The organism is Pseudomonas sp. MF08817 (genome assembly GCF_059862705.1).
In genome coordinates, this window is the sequence record NZ_JCBCUY010000016.1 from 55,755 (window position 1) to 72,426 (window position 16,672).

Annotated in this window: 10 protein-coding genes and 1 other RNA gene; 8 read left to right on the forward strand and 3 right to left on the reverse strand. The window is 60.8% G+C overall.

Annotated elements, in window-relative coordinates:
- The 8 genes from AC19YR_RS12040 (at position 1) to AC19YR_RS12075 (ending at position 10,001) form a co-directional block, all read left to right on the forward strand.
- Positions 1-1,695, forward strand: a complete 1,695-nt coding sequence (locus AC19YR_RS12040) for a lactate permease LctP family transporter (protein ID WP_095105854.1) — start codon at positions 1-3, stop codon at positions 1,693-1,695.
- 154 nt (positions 1,696-1,849) lie between these two features.
- On the forward strand, positions 1,850-2,674 hold the full coding sequence (locus tag AC19YR_RS12045) for a (Fe-S)-binding protein (RefSeq protein WP_500598593.1): 825 nt from the start codon (positions 1,850-1,852) through the stop codon (positions 2,672-2,674).
- The gene (locus tag AC19YR_RS12050) at positions 2,671-4,125 is read left to right on the forward strand and encodes a LutB/LldF family L-lactate oxidation iron-sulfur protein (RefSeq protein WP_500598594.1); all 1,455 of its coding nucleotides are present in this window, start codon (positions 2,671-2,673) and stop codon (positions 4,123-4,125) included. The genes AC19YR_RS12045 and AC19YR_RS12050 overlap by 4 nt, the downstream gene beginning before the upstream one ends.
- Positions 4,125-4,796, forward strand: a complete 672-nt coding sequence (locus AC19YR_RS12055) for a LutC/YkgG family protein (protein ID WP_500598596.1) — start codon at positions 4,125-4,127, stop codon at positions 4,794-4,796. The genes AC19YR_RS12050 and AC19YR_RS12055 overlap by 1 nt, the downstream gene beginning before the upstream one ends.
- Positions 4,793-7,603: an FAD-binding and (Fe-S)-binding domain-containing protein gene (locus tag AC19YR_RS12060; protein WP_500598598.1), complete on the forward strand. Its 2,811-nt coding sequence runs from the start codon at positions 4,793-4,795 to the stop codon at positions 7,601-7,603. The genes AC19YR_RS12055 and AC19YR_RS12060 overlap by 4 nt, the downstream gene beginning before the upstream one ends.
- Before the next feature lie 190 nt (positions 7,604-7,793).
- On the forward strand, positions 7,794-8,066 hold the full coding sequence (locus AC19YR_RS12065; protein ID WP_095105846.1) for a PA2433 domain-containing protein: 273 nt from the start codon (positions 7,794-7,796) through the stop codon (positions 8,064-8,066).
- 102 nt (positions 8,067-8,168) lie between these two features.
- Positions 8,169-8,562, forward strand: a transfer-messenger RNA (tmRNA) gene (gene ssrA, locus AC19YR_RS12070).
- 185 nt (positions 8,563-8,747) lie between these two features.
- Positions 8,748-10,001 carry an integrase domain-containing protein gene (locus AC19YR_RS12075; RefSeq protein WP_076013767.1) on the forward strand — a complete coding sequence of 418 codons (1,254 nt, stop codon included), beginning with the start codon at positions 8,748-8,750 and terminating at the stop codon, positions 9,999-10,001.
- Positions 10,002-10,331: 330 nt separating this feature from the next.
- Here AC19YR_RS12075 and AC19YR_RS12080 read toward each other — a convergent pair whose 3' ends face one another.
- From AC19YR_RS12080 to AC19YR_RS12090, 3 genes are read right to left on the reverse strand one after another with little or no spacing between them, the layout of a single operon-like run.
- Entirely contained in the window at positions 10,332-12,965 is a 2,634-nt protein-coding gene (locus AC19YR_RS12080; protein ID WP_500598601.1) for a C-terminal helicase domain-containing protein, read from the reverse strand.
- Positions 12,962-14,953: a phospholipase D-like domain-containing protein gene (locus AC19YR_RS12085; RefSeq protein WP_273504945.1), complete on the reverse strand. Its 1,992-nt coding sequence runs from the start codon at positions 14,951-14,953 to the stop codon at positions 12,962-12,964. Before AC19YR_RS12085 ends, AC19YR_RS12080 begins: the two co-directional genes overlap by 4 nt.
- Positions 14,950-16,251 carry a hypothetical protein gene (locus AC19YR_RS12090; RefSeq protein ID WP_499113275.1) on the reverse strand — a complete coding sequence of 434 codons (1,302 nt, stop codon included), beginning with the start codon at positions 16,249-16,251 and terminating at the stop codon, positions 14,950-14,952. The genes AC19YR_RS12085 and AC19YR_RS12090 overlap by 4 nt, the downstream gene beginning before the upstream one ends.
- Positions 16,252-16,672 lie beyond the last annotated feature (421 nt).

The window sequence follows — 16,672 nt, forward strand, 5'->3', positions numbered from 1 at the left end:
ATGCAAACCTGGCAACAGCTGTACAGTCCGCTTGGCAGCCTCGGGCTGTCCGCCCTCGCGGCCGTGATTCCCATCGTTTTCTTCTTCCTGGCCCTGGCCGTGTTCCGCCTCAAAGGACACGTCGCCGGCAGCATCACCTTGGCGCTGTCGATCCTGGTGGCGATCTTCGCGTTCCAGATGCCGGTCGACATGGCGTTCGCCGCCGCCGGTTATGGTTTTGCCTATGGCTTGTGGCCCATCGCGTGGATCATCGTCGCGGCGGTGTTCCTCTACAAACTCACGGTCAAGAGCGGCCAGTTTGAAGTGATCCGCAGCTCCGTGCTGTCGATCACCGATGACCAACGCCTGCAAGTGCTGTTGATCGGCTTCTGCTTCGGCGCGTTCCTCGAAGGCGCGGCCGGTTTCGGTGCGCCGGTGGCCATCACCGCGGCATTGCTGGTGGGCCTAGGCTTCAACCCGTTGTACGCGGCGGGCCTGTGCCTGATCGCCAACACCGCCCCCGTGGCCTTCGGCGCCCTGGGGATTCCGATCATCGTCGCCGGCCAGGTAACGGGCATCGATGCGTTCAAGATCGGCGCCATGACCGGCCGCCAGCTCCCGCTGCTGTCGCTGTTCGTGCCGTTCTGGCTGGTGTTCATGATGGACGGCCTGCGCGGCGTCAAAGAGACCTGGCCTGCCGCCCTGGTGGCTGGCTTGAGCTTCGCCATCACCCAGTACTTCACGTCCAACTTCATTGGCCCGGAACTGCCGGACATCACTTCGGCCCTGGCCAGCCTGATCTCCCTGACACTATTCCTGAAAGTCTGGCAGCCCAAGCGCACCGCAGGCGCGCAGATCGCTGGCGCCACCTCCAGTGTCGCAGTCACCGCCAGCGCCGGTGGTTTCGGCCAGAAGCGCAGCACCGTGGCATCGCCCTACAGCCTGGGAGAAATCTTCAAGGCATGGTCGCCGTTCCTGATCCTCACCGTGCTCGTTACGATCTGGACCCTGAAACCCTTCAAGGCCATGTTTGCCGCCGGCGGTTCGATGTACAGCTGGGTGTTCAACTTCGCCATCCCGCACCTGGACCAGATGGTGGTCAAGGTTGCGCCCATCGTGGCCGCGCCGACCGCCCTCCCGGCGGTGTTCAAGCTCGACCCGATTTCCGCGACCGGCACGGCGATTTTCTTCTCCGCGTTGATTTCGATGCTGGTGCTGAAGATCAATTTCAAAACTGGTCTTACCACTTTGAAAGAAACCTTCTACGAACTGCGCTGGCCGATCCTGTCCATCGGCATGGTGCTGGCCTTCGCGTTCGTGACCAACTACTCCGGCATGTCTTCGACCATGGCCTTGGTGCTGGCCGGTACAGGCGCCGCGTTCCCGTTCTTCTCGCCGTTCCTCGGTTGGCTGGGCGTGTTCCTCACCGGTTCCGATACCTCCTCCAACGCGCTGTTCAGCTCGTTGCAGGCCACCACCGCGCATCAGATCGGCGTCAGCGACACCTTGCTGGTAGCCGCCAACACCAGCGGCGGCGTGACCGGCAAGATGATTTCGCCGCAGTCCATCGCCGTTGCCTGCGCCGCCACCGGCCTGGTGGGCAAAGAGTCGGATCTGTTCCGCTTCACCCTCAAACACAGCCTGTTCTTCGCCACCATCGTCGGCCTGATTACCCTGGCCCAGGCGTACTGGTTCACGGGCATGCTGGTGCACTAAGCGCACCGCGCTTAGGGTAAGCAAGAACGACGCCGGGCAGCGCTCCCGGCGTCAGCAATTCACAACCCGGTCTGCAAGGCTGCTGAAAGCTTGACCCTCTATCTTTCAGCGGCTGCGCCAGACGGATAACCGGGACCACCCGGAGACACGCCTGATGAGCGATCTTTTCTACAACGCCGTGCCGAACGCGACACGCGTCGCCCCGCCCCTGGCCGAACCACGCCAGTACCCTAGCGAGAAACCGGCGCGGGTCTACCTGTTCGGCACCTGTGTGGTGGATCTGTTCTACCCCGAGGCCGGGATGGACGCGATCCACCTGCTTGAACGCGAAGGTATTCGCGTCGAGTACCCGCAAGGGCAAAGCTGCTGCGGGCAACCGGCCTATACCTCGGGTTACACCGAGCAGGCGCGGCAAGTGGCACGGGCGCAACTGGCGCTGTTTGCCGGGGATTACCCGGTGGTGGTGCCGTCGGGTTCCTGCGCCGGGATGCTGCGCGAACACTATGCCGACCTGTTCAAGGACGAGCCGGACACCCTTGAACAAGTGCAAGCCCTGGCAGCGCGCACTTATGAACTGGCGGAGTTCCTGCTGTTCGTCTGCAAGGTGCGCCTCACGGACAGCGGCGAGCCGGTGAAGGTGGCGCTGCACACCTCGTGCTCGGCACGCCGGGAAATGAACACCCACCTGCACGGGCGCGCGCTGTTGGCGCAACTGGGCAATGTGGAACGGGTAGAACACAGCCACGAAAGCGAGTGCTGTGGCTTTGGCGGGACTTTCAGCGTGCGGATGCCAGACATCAGCGGCGCCATGGTCGCGGACAAGACCCGCGCCTTGCAGGAGTCCGGCGCGCACCAGGTGCTCAGCGCCGATTGCGGTTGCCTGATGAACATCAACGGCGCGCTGGAGAAACAGCAAGCGGCGCTGCGCGGGCAACACCTGGCGAGTTTCCTCTGGCAACGCACCGGAGGTGGCCAATGAGCGCGCCAACACTGATCCCCACCGTCGCCGTGGAAGAGGATTTTCGCGCAAGGGCCCACCAGGCCCTGGGCGATGCGCAACTGCGCGGCAATTTTCGCAGCGCCATGGACTCACTGATGCACAAGCGTGCGGCCTCGTTCAGCGATGCCCACGAACGCGAACACTTACGTGCCCTGGGCAACGCGATCCGCGCCCGGGCATTGTCCAAGTTGCCCGATTTGCTCGAGCAACTGGAACAGAACCTGACCCGCAACGGTGTGACAGTGCACTGGGCGGAAACGGTGGACGAGGCCAACGACCTCGTTCTCTCGATCATCCGCGCTCACGAGGCGCGGCAAGTGATCAAGGGCAAATCGATGGTCAGCGAAGAAATGGAAATGAACCATGTCTTGGCTGAACAGGGCATTGAATGCCTGGAATCGGACATGGGCGAGTTCATCGTCCAGCTCGACCACGAGAAGCCTTCACACATCATTATGCCGGCGATCCACAAGAACGCCGGTCAGGTCGCGTCCTTGTTCCACGACAAACTTGGCGTGGAATACACCAAGGACGTTGACCAACTTATTCAGATCGGGCGCAAGGTCTTGCGCCAGAAGTTCTTCGAAGCGGACATCGGCGTCTCCGGCGTCAACTTCGCCGTGGCCGAAACCGGCACCCTGCTGCTGGTGGAAAACGAAGGCAACGGCCGCATGTCCACCACCGTGCCGCCCGTGCACATTGCCGTGACCGGTATCGAAAAAGTCGTGGAAAACCTGCGCGACGTAGTGCCGCTGCTGTCGCTGTTGACCCGCTCGGCCCTGGGCCAGCCGATCACCACCTACGTCAACATGATCTCCGGCCCGCGCCAGCCCCACGAACTGGACGGCCCGCAAGAGGTGCACCTGGTGCTGCTGGACAACGGCCGCAGCCAGGCCTTTGCCGACAGCGAACTGCGCCAGACCCTCAACTGCATCCGCTGCGGCGCGTGCATGAACCACTGCCCGGTGTACACCCGCATCGGCGGCCACGCCTATGGCGAGGTCTACCCCGGCCCGATCGGCAAGATCATCACCCCGCACATGGTCGGCCTGGCGAAAGTCCCCGACCACCCCAGCGCCTCGTCGCTGTGCGGCGCCTGCGGCGAAGTGTGCCCGGTGAAGATCCCGATCCCGGCGCTACTGCGGCGCCTGCGCGAAGAAAACGTCAAGGCCCCGAACGCCCCCGGGCAAGTGATGCGCGGCCAGGGCAGCAAGTATTCGCGCAAGGAACGCTTTATCTGGAACGCCTGGGCGCGGCTGCACAGCTCACCGGCCCTGTACCGCTTGTTCAGCTTCGGCGCCACGCGCCTGCGTGCCCTGGTCCCCGCCAACGTCGGCCCCTGGACGCAAAACCACAGCGCGCCGAAACCCGCCGCCCGTTCACTGCACGACCTGGCCCGCGAACACCTGGCCAAGCAGGGAGACCGTTGATGAGCGCCAAACAGAACATCCTCGCCAAGTTACGCCACAGCCTCACCGGCACCACGCCTGTGGCCGACAACTTCGACGAAGCCCTGGTGACCGAGCCCTACACCTACGCGCCGGAGCAGCGCATCCCGCAGTTGCGCAAGTTGATGGAAGCGGTGCACACCGAAATCCACCTCAGCACCGAGCAGGATTGGCCCACGCTGCTGGCGCGCCTGCTGCACAACCGCCAGTTGCCCAGCCTGCTGATCGCCCCGACTACGCCCCATGGCCAGCGCGTGACCGCGTACTGGGCGCAAAACCCGGGGCTGCCGACCCTCAAGGCCTACGACCGCCCGGTGGAAGCGTGGAAAGCCGAACTGTTCAACAACACCCCGGCCAGCCTCACCTCCACCCTGGGGGCGATTGCCGCCACCGGTAGCCTGATCCTGTGGCCCACCCGCGAAGAACCGCGGTTGATGAGCCTGGTGCCGCCGGTGCATTTCGCCCTGCTCAAGGCCAGCCAAATCCGCGACAACTTCTATCAGGTACAACGCGAATTCAACTGGGCCGCCGGCATGCCGACCAATGCGCTGCTGGTCTCCGGCCCGTCGAAAACCGCTGACATCGAACAAGTACTGGCCTACGGCGCCCATGGCCCCAAAGACCTGGTGGTACTGATCCTGGAGGACCAATGAGCCTACCGGCCGCTTTCCTGCGCGATGCGCAGCAACTGATCCCGCCTGAGCGCCGCTTCGACGACCCGCTCTCCACCCTGGCCTTCGGCACCGACGCCAGTTTCTATCGCTTGATCCCCAAACTGGTGGTGCGCGTCGAGTCCGAAGACGAAGTGGTCGCCCTGCTGCAATTGGCGCGCCGCGACCAGGTGCCGGTGACCTTCCGCGCGGCCGGCACCAGCCTCTCGGGCCAAGCCATCAGCGCCTCGGTGCTGATCGTGCTGGGGGATAACTGGAATGGCCGCGAGATCCGTGGCCAAGGCACGCAAATCCGCCTGCAACCAGGGGTGATCGGCGCCCAGGCCAACGCCTGGCTGGCACCCTACGGGCGCAAGATCGGCCCGGACCCAGCGTCGATCAACGCCTGCAAGATCGGCGGCATCGTCGCCAACAACGCCAGCGGCATGTGCTGTGGCACCGCGCAAAACACCTACCACACCCTGGCCGGCATTCGCCTGGTGCTGGCCGACGGCAGCCGCCTCGACACCGAGGACGCCAACAGCGTCGCCGCATTCCGCCATAGCCACGCCGAACTGCTCGAACGCCTGGCCACCCTGGGCCGCGAGACCCGCGCCAACCCGCAACTGGCGGCCAAGATCCGCCACAAATACCGCCTCAAGAACACCACCGGCCTGTCCCTCAATGCCCTGGTGGATTTCGACGGGCCTGTGGATATCTTGAGCCACCTGCTGGTGGGTTCCGAAGGCACCCTGGGCTTTATCAGCGCGGTGACCTACGACACCGTAGTCGACCACCCGAACAAGGCCTCGGCGCTGATCGTCTTCCCCGATGTGGAAACCTGCTGCAACGCCGTCACCGTGCTCAAGCAGCAACCGGTTTCGGCGGTGGAGCTGCTCGACCGCCGCAGCCTGCGCTCAGTGCAGGACAAGCCCGGCATGCCGGCGTTCGTGCAGCAACTGTCGGCCAACGCCTGCGCGCTGCTGATCGAATCGCGCGCCGCGTCCTCTACCCTGCTCCACGAGCAATTGGCGCAGATCATGGCCTCCCTGGCCGGTTTCGCCGTGGAGAAGCAAGTCGATTTCACTGAAGACCCGGTGGAAAACGCTCGCCTGTGGGCCATCCGCAAAGACACCTTCCCCGCCGTCGGCGCGGTGCGTAAAACCGGCACCACGGTCATCATCGAAGACGTGACCTTCCCGGTGGAACAACTGGCCATCGGCGTAAATCGCCTGATCGAGCTGTTCGACAAACACCACTACGACGAGGCGATCCTGTTTGGCCATGCCCTGGAGGGCAACCTGCACTTCGTCTTCACCCAGGGTTTTAACAGCGCCGAGGAAGTGGCCCGCTACCAGGCCTTTATGGACGACGTGGCGCAACTGGTGGCCGTGGAATTCGGCGGCTCACTCAAGGCCGAACACGGCACCGGGCGCAACATGGCGCCGTTCGTCGAGCTGGAATGGGGCAGCGACGCCTATCAACTGATGTGGCAACTCAAACGCCTGCTCGACCCCCACGCCATCCTCAACCCGGACGTGGTGCTCAGCGACGATCCGCAAATCCACCTCAAACACCTCAAACCGCTACCGGCGGCCGACGAGCTTGTGGATAAGTGCATCGAGTGCGGCTTCTGCGAGCCAGTGTGCCCGTCCAAAGGGCTGACCCTCAGCCCGCGCCAACGCATCGTCATTTGGCGCGATATCCAGGCGAAAAAGCGCGCCGGCGTCGACACCACGGAGCTGGAAGCGGCCTACCGCTACCACGGCCTCGACACTTGCGCCGCCACCGGTTTGTGTGCGCAACGCTGCCCGGTGGGCATCAACACCGGCGACCTGGTGAAAAAGCTGCGCGCCCGCGATGCCGATCACGGCAAGACCGCCGATTGGCTGGGCAATCACTTCGCCACTACCCTACAAGGCGTGCGCTTCACCCTGCATGCCGCCAACGGCGCGCGCATGCTGCTGGGGGCGCCGCGCCTGGCGAAGTTCTCGGCGGCGCTGACGCGGCTGTCCAAAGGCAAAGTGCCGCAATGGAGCGGTGCCATGCCCCAACCGGAGCGGGCGGTGCGCTTCAGCCCGCCACTCACCGATGCGCGGCCGCGGGTGGTGTACCTGGCGGCCTGCGTGTCGCGGGTGATGGGCCCAGCGGCGAGCGACCGCGAGCAAATGTCGCTGTACGACAAGACCCGAGGCCTGCTGGAAAAGGCCGGCTACCAAGTGGTCGCCCCCGAAAACCAGGACAGCCTGTGCTGCGGCCAACCCTTCGCCTCCAAGGGCTACGCCGAACAGGCCGAGCACAAGCGCCAGGAACTCATCGGCGCGTTACTGCACGCCAGCCGTGGCGGCCTCGACCCGATCTACTGCGACACCAGCCCCTGCACCCTGCGCCTGATCCAAGACCTGGGCGACACACGCCTGGACCTCTACGACCCGGTGCGCTTCATCCGCACTCACCTGATGGAACGCCTGGACTTCACCCCCCAGGACGCCCCCATCGCCGTGCATGTCACCTGCAGCACCCAGCATCTGGGCGAAAGCCAGGCGCTGATCGACCTGGCGCGCCGGTGCAGTAACAACGTGGTCATCCCCGAAGGCATCCACTGCTGCGGCTTCGCCGGCGACAAGGGCTTCACCACCCCCGAACTCAACGCCCACGCCCTACGCAGCCTCAAGGACGCCGTGCAGCAATGCGACGAAGGCATCTCCACCAGCCGCACCTGCGAAATCGGCCTGAGCCTGCACGGCGGCATCGACTACCACGGTTTGGTCTACCTAGTGGACCGTGTCACCCAGCCGCGGGCAACCTGACCCACCGCCAAAAACGTTGGGAGAGGGCCGGGGCGGCTCTCTCCTAAAGCGCTTTGACCCACGCGAAAAAAAAACGAATTCCTGAGCATGTCTATAGTCACTTGCTTAGACCCCTTTGACAGGGGCCTATACCAACTCGGCTGACCGCCCCCATCGGCAGCACCGAGACCCTCAGCTCAAGGAGATACCCATGAAGCGTTCCGCACTGGCTGGACTGTTCATTACTGCTGCGATGCTGGCCTCACCGGTGTTTGCTGCCGAAGATTTGTGCGCGATCAACCTGCAGAAAATCAGCGATGCCAAGGTCAGTACCGGTGAAATGCCCGAAGACCTGAAAAACACCATCGACAAAGCCGAAAGCGAGGCTAAGGCAGCTCAAGCTGCCGGTAACAAGGATGAGTGCATTTCGCTCACCACCCAGGCGATCCAGGAAATTGCCAACAACAACAAGGGCGGTAAATAAGCCCAGCACGCTCTAGGCCAACCTTCGGGTTGGCCTTCTGTCCCGCGTTGGCGTACACTGCCGCTACTTGCTGCCCTAACAGATCCACAGGGCAGCAGGTTCGGGGCCGTTTAGGATTCGACGCCGGTTGCGAACCTTTAGGTGCATGCCGAGTTGGTAACAGAACTCGTAAATCCACTGTTGCAACTTTCTATAGTTGCCAATGACGAAACCTACGGGGAATACGCTCTCGCTGCGTAAGCAGCCTTAGCCCTTCCCTTCTGGTACCTTCGGGTCCAGCAATCATCAGGGGATGTCTGTAAACCCAAAGTGATTGTCATATAGAACAGAATCGCCGTGCAGTACGTTGTGGACGAAGCGGCTAAAACTTACACAACTCGCCCAATGCACCCTGCCCGTCGGGCGGCTGAGGGTTAACTCAATAGACACGGCTAAGCATGTAGTACCGACAGCGGAGTACTGGCGGACGGGGGTTCAAATCCCCCCGGCTCCACCAAATTTACATCTAAAGACGTCCACGGACGTCTTTTTTTGTGCCTAAAACCCAGCAAAATCAAGGCTTTTGGGTCTACCGGCGTCCATGGACGTCCGGCACAATCCACGACATCGGGTATTCCAGATGGTATTCCAAGCCCTTCAGTGGTAATTTTTGGAATACCAATTGATGTCATGGAACACCTCATGTGCGCCCAAGCCACCCGCCTCTCTGACCGCCAACTCAAAGCGGTAAAGCCGAAAGACAAGGACTACGTACTCAGTGATGGAGACGGTCTACAGCTGCGTGTGAGGGTTAATGGCTCTACGCTATGGAACTTCAACTACCGGCAGCCGATTACCAAAAACCGCATCAATATGGGCCTCGGAACCTACCCAGAACTCTCGCTCGCGCAAGCCAGGAAGAAAACGGTCGAAGCCAGAGAGCTTCTCGCCCAGGGCATCGACCCGAAAGAACAACGTAGCGAGTTGGAGCAGACAAAAAGGCAGGCAACCGAGCACACATTCGAGAACGTGGCGTCTGCCTGGTTTGAACTGAAAAAGGATTCTGTAACCCAGGCTTATGCCGAGGACATCTGGCGCTCGCTCACACTGCATGTTTTTCCCACACTGGGAACAACACCTATCTCGCAGATCAATGCCCCAACGGTCATCGAACTGCTGCGTCCTCTTGAAACCAAAGGCAGCCTGGAGACAGTGAAGCGACTGACCCAACGGCTCAACGAGATCATGACCTACGGCGTGAACTCGGGAATGATCTTTGCCAACCCGCTCAGCGGCATTCGGGCTGTGTTCAAAAAGCCGAAAAAGCAAAACATGGCTGCCCTACGCCCCGAAGAGCTGCCAGAGCTAATGGTCGCCATCGCCAATGCGAGTATAAAAAGAACAACACGCTGCCTGATCGAATGGCAGCTCCATACCATGACCCGTCCTGCGGAAGCCGCCACGACCTCCTGGGCTGACATCGATCTAGACAAGAAAACCTGGACGATCCCAGCGGAACGGATGAAGAAGCGACGCGCTCACGTCATACCACTCACCGAACACGCACTGGCTCTACTTGAGACGATCAAACCCTACAGCGGCCACAGAGAGTATGTGTTCCCCGCCGATAGAGACCCGCGGACTCACTGCAACAGCCAGACAGCAAACATGGCCCTGAAGCGAATGGGCTTTGAAGGGCGCTTAGTGAGCCACGGCATGCGTTCGATGGCTAGTACTATCCTGAACGAACAAGGATGGGATCCGGAGCTGATCGAGGTCGCACTTGCACACGTGGACAAAGACGAAGTGCGTAGCGCCTACAATCGTGCGGATTACATTGAGAGAAGACGCCCGATGATGGCTTGGTGGAGCGAGCATATACAGCAAGCGGGGACGGGGAGCCTTTCACTGTCCGCAATCCAAGCCCATAAAAGAGGCAGGCTAGCACTCGTATAGTCCGCAGGACTAAAGAGAAGATACTCACGTGCAGTTTACAGTTACTCCTCATTCGGGTTTGTGTCCCAGATACATCGCAGGCGGCTATGAGGCTTGACCACCGCGAGTGTTCAACTCAGTCAAGCCGCTAATCAACGGTTAGCCAGATTGCCGCGAAGCTGTTCACTGCTGAAAAACTCATAGTGCTCACTCCCTGCGGACAGATAAAAACAATCGCAGCGCACTGTAAACCCGGACTCAAAACACTCAACCCGCGTGCCAAGCCATGATCATGCTCTCGCCAACCCCATACAAGTTATCTTCAGGGGCCGGTGGAGAGCTGAGACCGATTTAAATTTTTCGCCCCAACGGCGAAAAACAAGGCGCTCCGGCCTTCAATTCCGTCAACACTTCCTCATACTCCAAGTCCCCCTCCGCCTCACGAGCAGGAATCACTTCTCCATGTAACTGAGCACGCAGGTCATCCCAACGTTCCAACAGGACCTGCCAGTTATGCTCGTCGTAAGTCCCTCGAAAGATCACTGGATGCACATCAATGCGCGGCAGCTCTGACGCTGGACTCCCCCGATCCAGCGCTTCACCCAACCGGCGACTCCAATGACTGCCCACTCGATCGACTCGGCCGATCTGTTGTTCGACCACACCGGGGTTCCACTCCGGGTGCATGAGGATGACGGTCTTGCATGCCTGATGCAGGTTGAGGCCTTCGCGGCCGACGGTGGATTGGGCCACGAGAACACGGGGAAAGCTGTTCGGGCGGTTGAAGGCCAGTTGCAACAAGCGGCGGGTAGATTGTTCAGTGCCGCCGTACATCAGGCGAGCGAAACCACCCTCCTGGTGGGAAAACTCGGGCTGCAGACGGGCGAGTAGCAGCTCCCATTGCAACGCAATTTCGCCGATATCCGGTGTGTGGGGATTGTCGTCCGTGTGCTGGTCGCCGGCAGCGCTCAGCAGTTGGCAAAAGGCGGTGCACGCTTGCTCAGGCGTCAGATGTTCGACGTCCCCGCCAGTGAAGTCGAGGATTGCCCGGGTAAACAGCGCCACGGGATGTTTCTCGGCGGTGCCCACCAGCTCCTTGTTGAGCTCGGCCTCCTGAAGGTGTTTGAACATCGCGCGGGGTACCTGCTCATGTTCGGGCAGTCCCGCATCCAGCCAGCCGAGCAGACGCCGGCGTAGCTGCTCCCGACGTGTGCTGTGGGTGCTGTATTGATTGGCCAGCAGCTCAGGGATGGAGTTGAGTTTCAGCCGGCAATTCAGCTGACGGTGCGCAATCTCCACTGCTGCCCATTCCGAATGGTCATCGGGCTCGTCGGCACGAGCCTGGATTACGCTTTGCGGCCAGTAACGGCCGGCCTCAAGGCTGCGAAGCATTTCACGTGCGTTCAGCAGCCGGACCAAGGCTCGCATGGGTGCGGTGAAACGGCCGAACACCAGCACCTTTTCCTCTTGCTCGTGTGCGGCTTCAATGGCCGTGATGGTGGCCAGAATTGCCGGGTGCTCAAACAAGTGGTGGGGATGCTGAAACGCCTGCGCAGCTGTCTTCAACCACCACTGCACGCGTTGCTGGCGCTTGTCATCGACCGCGCTGGACTGTCCGTAATTCGGCAGGGTAGAAGGCTCCGCTGGTTCATTAATTTGCGCTAGGAGGTCAGCGATTCCATGCCCATTGGCCAGGGTCAATCGCAAGCGTTTGGCTGTTGAGTTTTCGTCCAGTCGCGAGGCCACGGACAGCGCCTCGGTTGCGCACACGGCCTGTCGCCAAGGTAACTTCAGCGTGCGTACATCCACACTGACGGGCTTTTGGGTGTTGCGATAGCTTTCCCCCTGAGTTTCTTGGGCGAAGCGTGAAACGTCGGCGTCTTCACGTTTATCCCGGCGCAGCAGATAAGGGCTCAACGTCGATTGAAAGGCACTGGCAGCTGCCTGATATTGTTGACGGGCCGTGTCGCTGGAACGCCAATGAACGCGTAGATGACGGATGGCCTGCGCAAAGTCGTTGATCACAGGCTGAAGTTGATCGCGCACTTTTTCGTCGAGACCAAGCCGTTCGAAGGTTTGCCGCCATTGCTCGATATCCAGCTCCACAGGAGTCGCTGTCATGCACAAGCGACGGCTGTGCTGAGTTCCCTGCACCAGGTTATCGAGCAACCGGCTCAGGCCGCTGTCGGTGCCGCGACTTTTGTGGGCTTCGTCGATCACCAGCAGGTCGAAGGAGCCCAGGCCAAACCCGACCACCTGTTCAAGCCAACTCCGATGAGGAGTACCGCGGCGGTAATTGGTGTGAGTATCAGGGTTTGGCCAGGCATGCCCGGTCGTGACGTCAGTCAACCAGGTGTAAGCGGGTTGCGCGGCGTCTTCGCTGATACGCCCCACAATACTGGCGGCGGCTCGCTTGACCCTTTCATCATCAGAGCCTGACAGGTGGTAGCCATTTGGATACTTGAAACCTGTCTCTTTGCGCCAGCGTGCGAAGACTTCCGGCACCAACTCTCTGCGCCAGGGCGTTGCGTTCTCGCCCATACGCCAGTTGGCAAAGGTATGGGACAGCACCAGGGTGGACTCCTGAAACCATGGCTTTTGATCAAGGACCTCTTCGGCACTCCAGGCTTCAAAGTAGCCGAGCAGACCACGCAATATCGCGGGAGTTGCGACGCCTCCCAGCTTCAGCTCTGCCTGCCACTGATAGCCCAGCCCTGGCGGGGCGATGACGGCGGCTCGACCGCCAGCGTCCTTGACTGCGCGAATCAGCTCGACAGCGATACGGGTCTTGCCCATTCCCACTTCGTCGGCCAGCACTACCCCGTGTTCGCCAATACGATCGGCCAACGCATGCAGGCTGGCTCGCTGGCCTGGATTCAGGTGCGCAGCCGCCTCACCTGCGTCATCTGCAAGTTGTTGCTGTTGCATCGCCCGTTCGCGCAGTGAAGCCGCAACGGTTGCCCAACTGAAGGCTATCCGCTTCATGGCAGGACTCCCAGGGGATGTGAGGTGTCGAGTTTCCAGTGGGCCTCGATATTGCTCAGTGCGGTTTCGTAGCGCTGCCCTTGCGGATGGTCCGCTGTCTCGGCAAAACAAGGCCTGAACGCAGGTTGGCGCAAGGCATGGATGGGGTTGATTTCGAGTGTCAGAAACTGCTGCAACAACCCACAACCGGCGGCCTGAATGAGTGATTGCTCCAGTCGGGCACACCACACCGGCCAATCCCGAGGCTCCAGCGCAGTTTGTTTCGCGGCGATACCTTCGATCAGTTCCATCATTTGCCGGATCGGGTAACGCGCCGCTTCTTTTCCTGGCGCAATGGTTCCCTGTTTGTCGGCAGAGCGCTTGCTATCGTCGAATGCGTTGGGCAGTTCTTCTTCACCGGGCGAGTGTGGAAAACTGTCGAGTTGCATCCACGCATCCTCCAGGCTGATTTCTGGCAGCTCGGTGGCCGCCAATCGGCCAAACCCATCCAGCACCGGCACCGTCATGACATGCGTTGCACCCGCCTCTTGCCAACTGACAACCACCTGCCGCGGTCGTGGTCCGCACCAGGCGAAGCCTTGACCCTCAACATATGCACAAGGCTGTTGCGACGTATCCAGCACTGAGTAATTGCCGAGCGAGCGATCATCGGCGCTCAACCAGCCTTGCTCTGGTGCATCCGAGTCGCGCCACATCAAGTAAGCCACGGGCGCTGCGCTGAACACCTCGCTCCCCACCTCAAGATCCTTGCCTTGCTGCAGCGTCTCAGGGACGCATTCCTGCTCCCACTGAATCGGCAGGTAATAGCCAATCGATTCGGGATCAGCGCCCCCCAATTTTGCCGGGTACCAGTTCAACGGCGTCGGAGCGAATACCACCCCGGCCTCAAGGTTGCCCGTCGATCGCCCCATCTTCAGGGTGAAGCCCTGCCGAGTAAGATTGCCCGAGCCAAGGTACAGCCATGGGCTGGCTGTTTTTTCCGAATGCCCAGTCTCGCTGGCGCTGAAAATGAACTTGGCATGCAAGGTGCGTTTTTGCACGTCAGGAAAGTAGGCCGGCTGAGCCGCAGGTCGTACGCTGACGCTGGCAGCCGTCAAGGTCGCGGCTGCCGCTGCAATGCCCTGGCAGCTCGCCTCGTTGACAAACAGATCTACAGTGCTGGTCGCCGTCAGCAGACGCGGCTCTCCCGCTTCACCGCGCAAGCACCTGATGATGCTCAACGGGACCGATGCATGCTCACCGGGCATTGAAGATTCATAAAAACCCGAGCCCATGGCCAAGTAGTTACGCGCAGTTTCTCGACCCGAGGCATAAACGACTTTGGCTGGCAGCTGGGCGAGCAGCGACGCTTTTCGGTTATCGAAGAAACGCGCGTTCAATCCGCAAGCTTTCGGCTTGACCTGCTTGTGCAGGATCGCGTCAATATCCGCCACAGCCTTGGCTGTCAGCGGGTTGGCGAGCAGCGCACGGCAGTCGTAATGCTCCCGTAGCCACAGCAGTAGACTCCAGGCGCTGCAGATATCTGTCCGTACCTGCTGCGTTGCCTCGGTGGGTGCTGCCAGTTCGTCGCTGCACAGGTCCAGGCGCCAGATCAGGTCAAGGCTCTGCTCTAATGTCTGCCGGGTCCAGTTGCCGGTGGACACAAGCAAACGCAAGCACCAGGCGTCGCTCTTGTCAGTGCTGCGGTAACCCAGCACCGCGACCTTGGCGTGCATCAGGTTGAATGGCAATTCAGCTTTCGCCCAGGGTAAATGCAACAGGCCCGGCACTTCGACCGGGGTAATCTGGATCGCGCGCGGGTCCAGCATCAGTGCCAATAGCGTTTCCCCGGCATAGGCACGCTGATTGGCTTGCTGGTGGCTGAAACGCTCAATCGCATCGTTGAGAAACCTGTCGTCAGCCGAGAAGCCGCACAGCCAACCGAAGTGGCCAGTAAAACCGTCCGGCGTTTCGAAGTGTTGGGCCAGAGAGGCAGGAGCATGACTCATAAACTTACCTCTTCAAGGGCTACTGCTGGAGCCGAGGTGAGCCAGGCGCTCAATTGGCCCCGGAGATCCAGGTCCAGTCGATGCAAACGACCTACACGATGGGAAATCCAGGCTGGCAAAGCGGCGTGGGAAGCCTCGCCTTGGGCCTCGATAACGGCTTGGCCAGTATCGACCTCCAAAACCTGATGCTGGAACGCACCGCCAGGCAGAATGTCCTTGCCTTGCAGACGCAGAACCCGACCGTCGCGGCTCACCAGACTGGCCAACAGGCTCGAACTATCAGGATCCATACACTCATGGCAGAAGGTCGAGGCGACAGGATCGATTCGCTGCCGCTGAGGGTTATCCAAAAACAATCGGGCCATTTCGCGCAAATGGGTGATTTGCGTCGAGATGCGTTCGGGCAGGACACGCCCTAACTCGAACCGCTGCGTGCTCAACACCGCCATGTGCTGCTCCACCGCGTTCAGCACGTCGTAGGCGGCATCCTGCACTTGAAAAAACAGAGCGCCATAATGCAAGTCGTTCCAGTGTTCGGTATCGATTTCATCGGGTCGCTCGGCCCAATCGAACACGGCTTCCGGTTTGGCGTGACGAGCCCGTACCCAGCCACGTATGGCTGCACGTCGCAAGCCACCGCTGGCTGGCGAGAGTTCCGCATCGATGCGGCGAGACAACAGCGCACGGGCCTGTGCGGGTAATACTTGCAGAGGCGAGAGCAGCCCGGAAACGGGGCCTTTCAACCTATCTACAGAATCGCCTCGTTGTGCCCACTGCACCAACTCCTCTAACAGCGCTCCGTCATCCCCACAGCAGGCGTTAACGAATTCATGACCAAAGGCCGTGCAGGCAAAGGCATTAAATCGCTCACCCTGCGCGCGCACCAGCCCCAGGGCCAACAATGCCTGGCCGGTCCCCATTCGCATCGGTTGGCTGACATAGAACCCTGGCTTGCACAGGGTCTTGAAGTTGAAATTCGCCTTGCCGCGCAGTTTCTCCGAACCCCGCACCCGGGCATCACCCTGGCCTTTGTTCTGTTTGAGCGCGTAGTAGCAGCCCAACGCTTCAATGGCGTTGGCCGCGTCAATGTTCGAGACATTCGATTTGCGCTCGCGCAACTTCTGCGCGAGCGCGATACCCAGCATCGCCAAAAACAGCTGTTTGGCGTACCACACGCCGCCCATGCCAGGGACAGCGCGCTCGTTGTACTCACGCACTGCGGCGCCAATATCAAGCGTGCGGGTGCGTCTCTCGCCATCCAATTGTTCAGGACCAGAGAGTCCCCAGGTCATGCTCATAAAAGGCTTCCTTTGCGTTTGCAGCGAGTCAGCATGTGAGCTGGCGCATGGCCGTCGACGGTAGCAAAATGCCATAATCTCGTCCACGTCGGCTTCGCAGGGATCTTCATGATCGACCTTGCAAGTCCCAACTAAAGCTTGTCTGCCCCATGCCGATATCGTGCAGTAGATCTCTCTCGCAGGCACTCACGCCTACACGCACAAGGAAGTTGCGAATGTCTGTGGCCATTCTGATTTATCCACGCCTCATCTCTCTTCTCGTACCCCGCTGCCCTGCCGCTGAACGACTGGCCACAACCCGGCTGACTTCCCGGTGAGTACTACACACCGCTGCTCATACGATCCAGATGTCGCGCGCGACACAATATGTCGTGGGCATGTTCGACATTTACTCGTCTTGTTTTACCTCTGAACCAGCGAG

Coding starts and splice junctions, on each gene's coding strand:
- AC19YR_RS12085 (WP_273504945.1), bottom strand. CDS start 14,953: ATGAGTCATGCTCCTGCCTCTCTGGCCCAACACTTCGAAACGCCGGAC.
- AC19YR_RS12055 (WP_500598596.1), top strand. CDS start 4,125: ATGAGCGCCAAACAGAACATCCTCGCCAAGTTACGCCACAGCCTCACC.
- AC19YR_RS12060 (WP_500598598.1), top strand. CDS start 4,793: ATGAGCCTACCGGCCGCTTTCCTGCGCGATGCGCAGCAACTGATCCCG.
- AC19YR_RS12040 (WP_095105854.1), top strand. CDS start 1: ATGCAAACCTGGCAACAGCTGTACAGTCCGCTTGGCAGCCTCGGGCTG.
- AC19YR_RS12075 (WP_076013767.1), top strand. CDS start 8,748: ATGTGCGCCCAAGCCACCCGCCTCTCTGACCGCCAACTCAAAGCGGTA.
- AC19YR_RS12080 (WP_500598601.1), bottom strand. CDS start 12,965: ATGAAGCGGATAGCCTTCAGTTGGGCAACCGTTGCGGCTTCACTGCGC.
- AC19YR_RS12090 (WP_499113275.1), bottom strand. CDS start 16,251: ATGAGCATGACCTGGGGACTCTCTGGTCCTGAACAATTGGATGGCGAG.
- AC19YR_RS12065 (WP_095105846.1), top strand. CDS start 7,794: ATGAAGCGTTCCGCACTGGCTGGACTGTTCATTACTGCTGCGATGCTG.
- AC19YR_RS12050 (WP_500598594.1), top strand. CDS start 2,671: ATGAGCGCGCCAACACTGATCCCCACCGTCGCCGTGGAAGAGGATTTT.
- AC19YR_RS12045 (WP_500598593.1), top strand. CDS start 1,850: ATGAGCGATCTTTTCTACAACGCCGTGCCGAACGCGACACGCGTCGCC.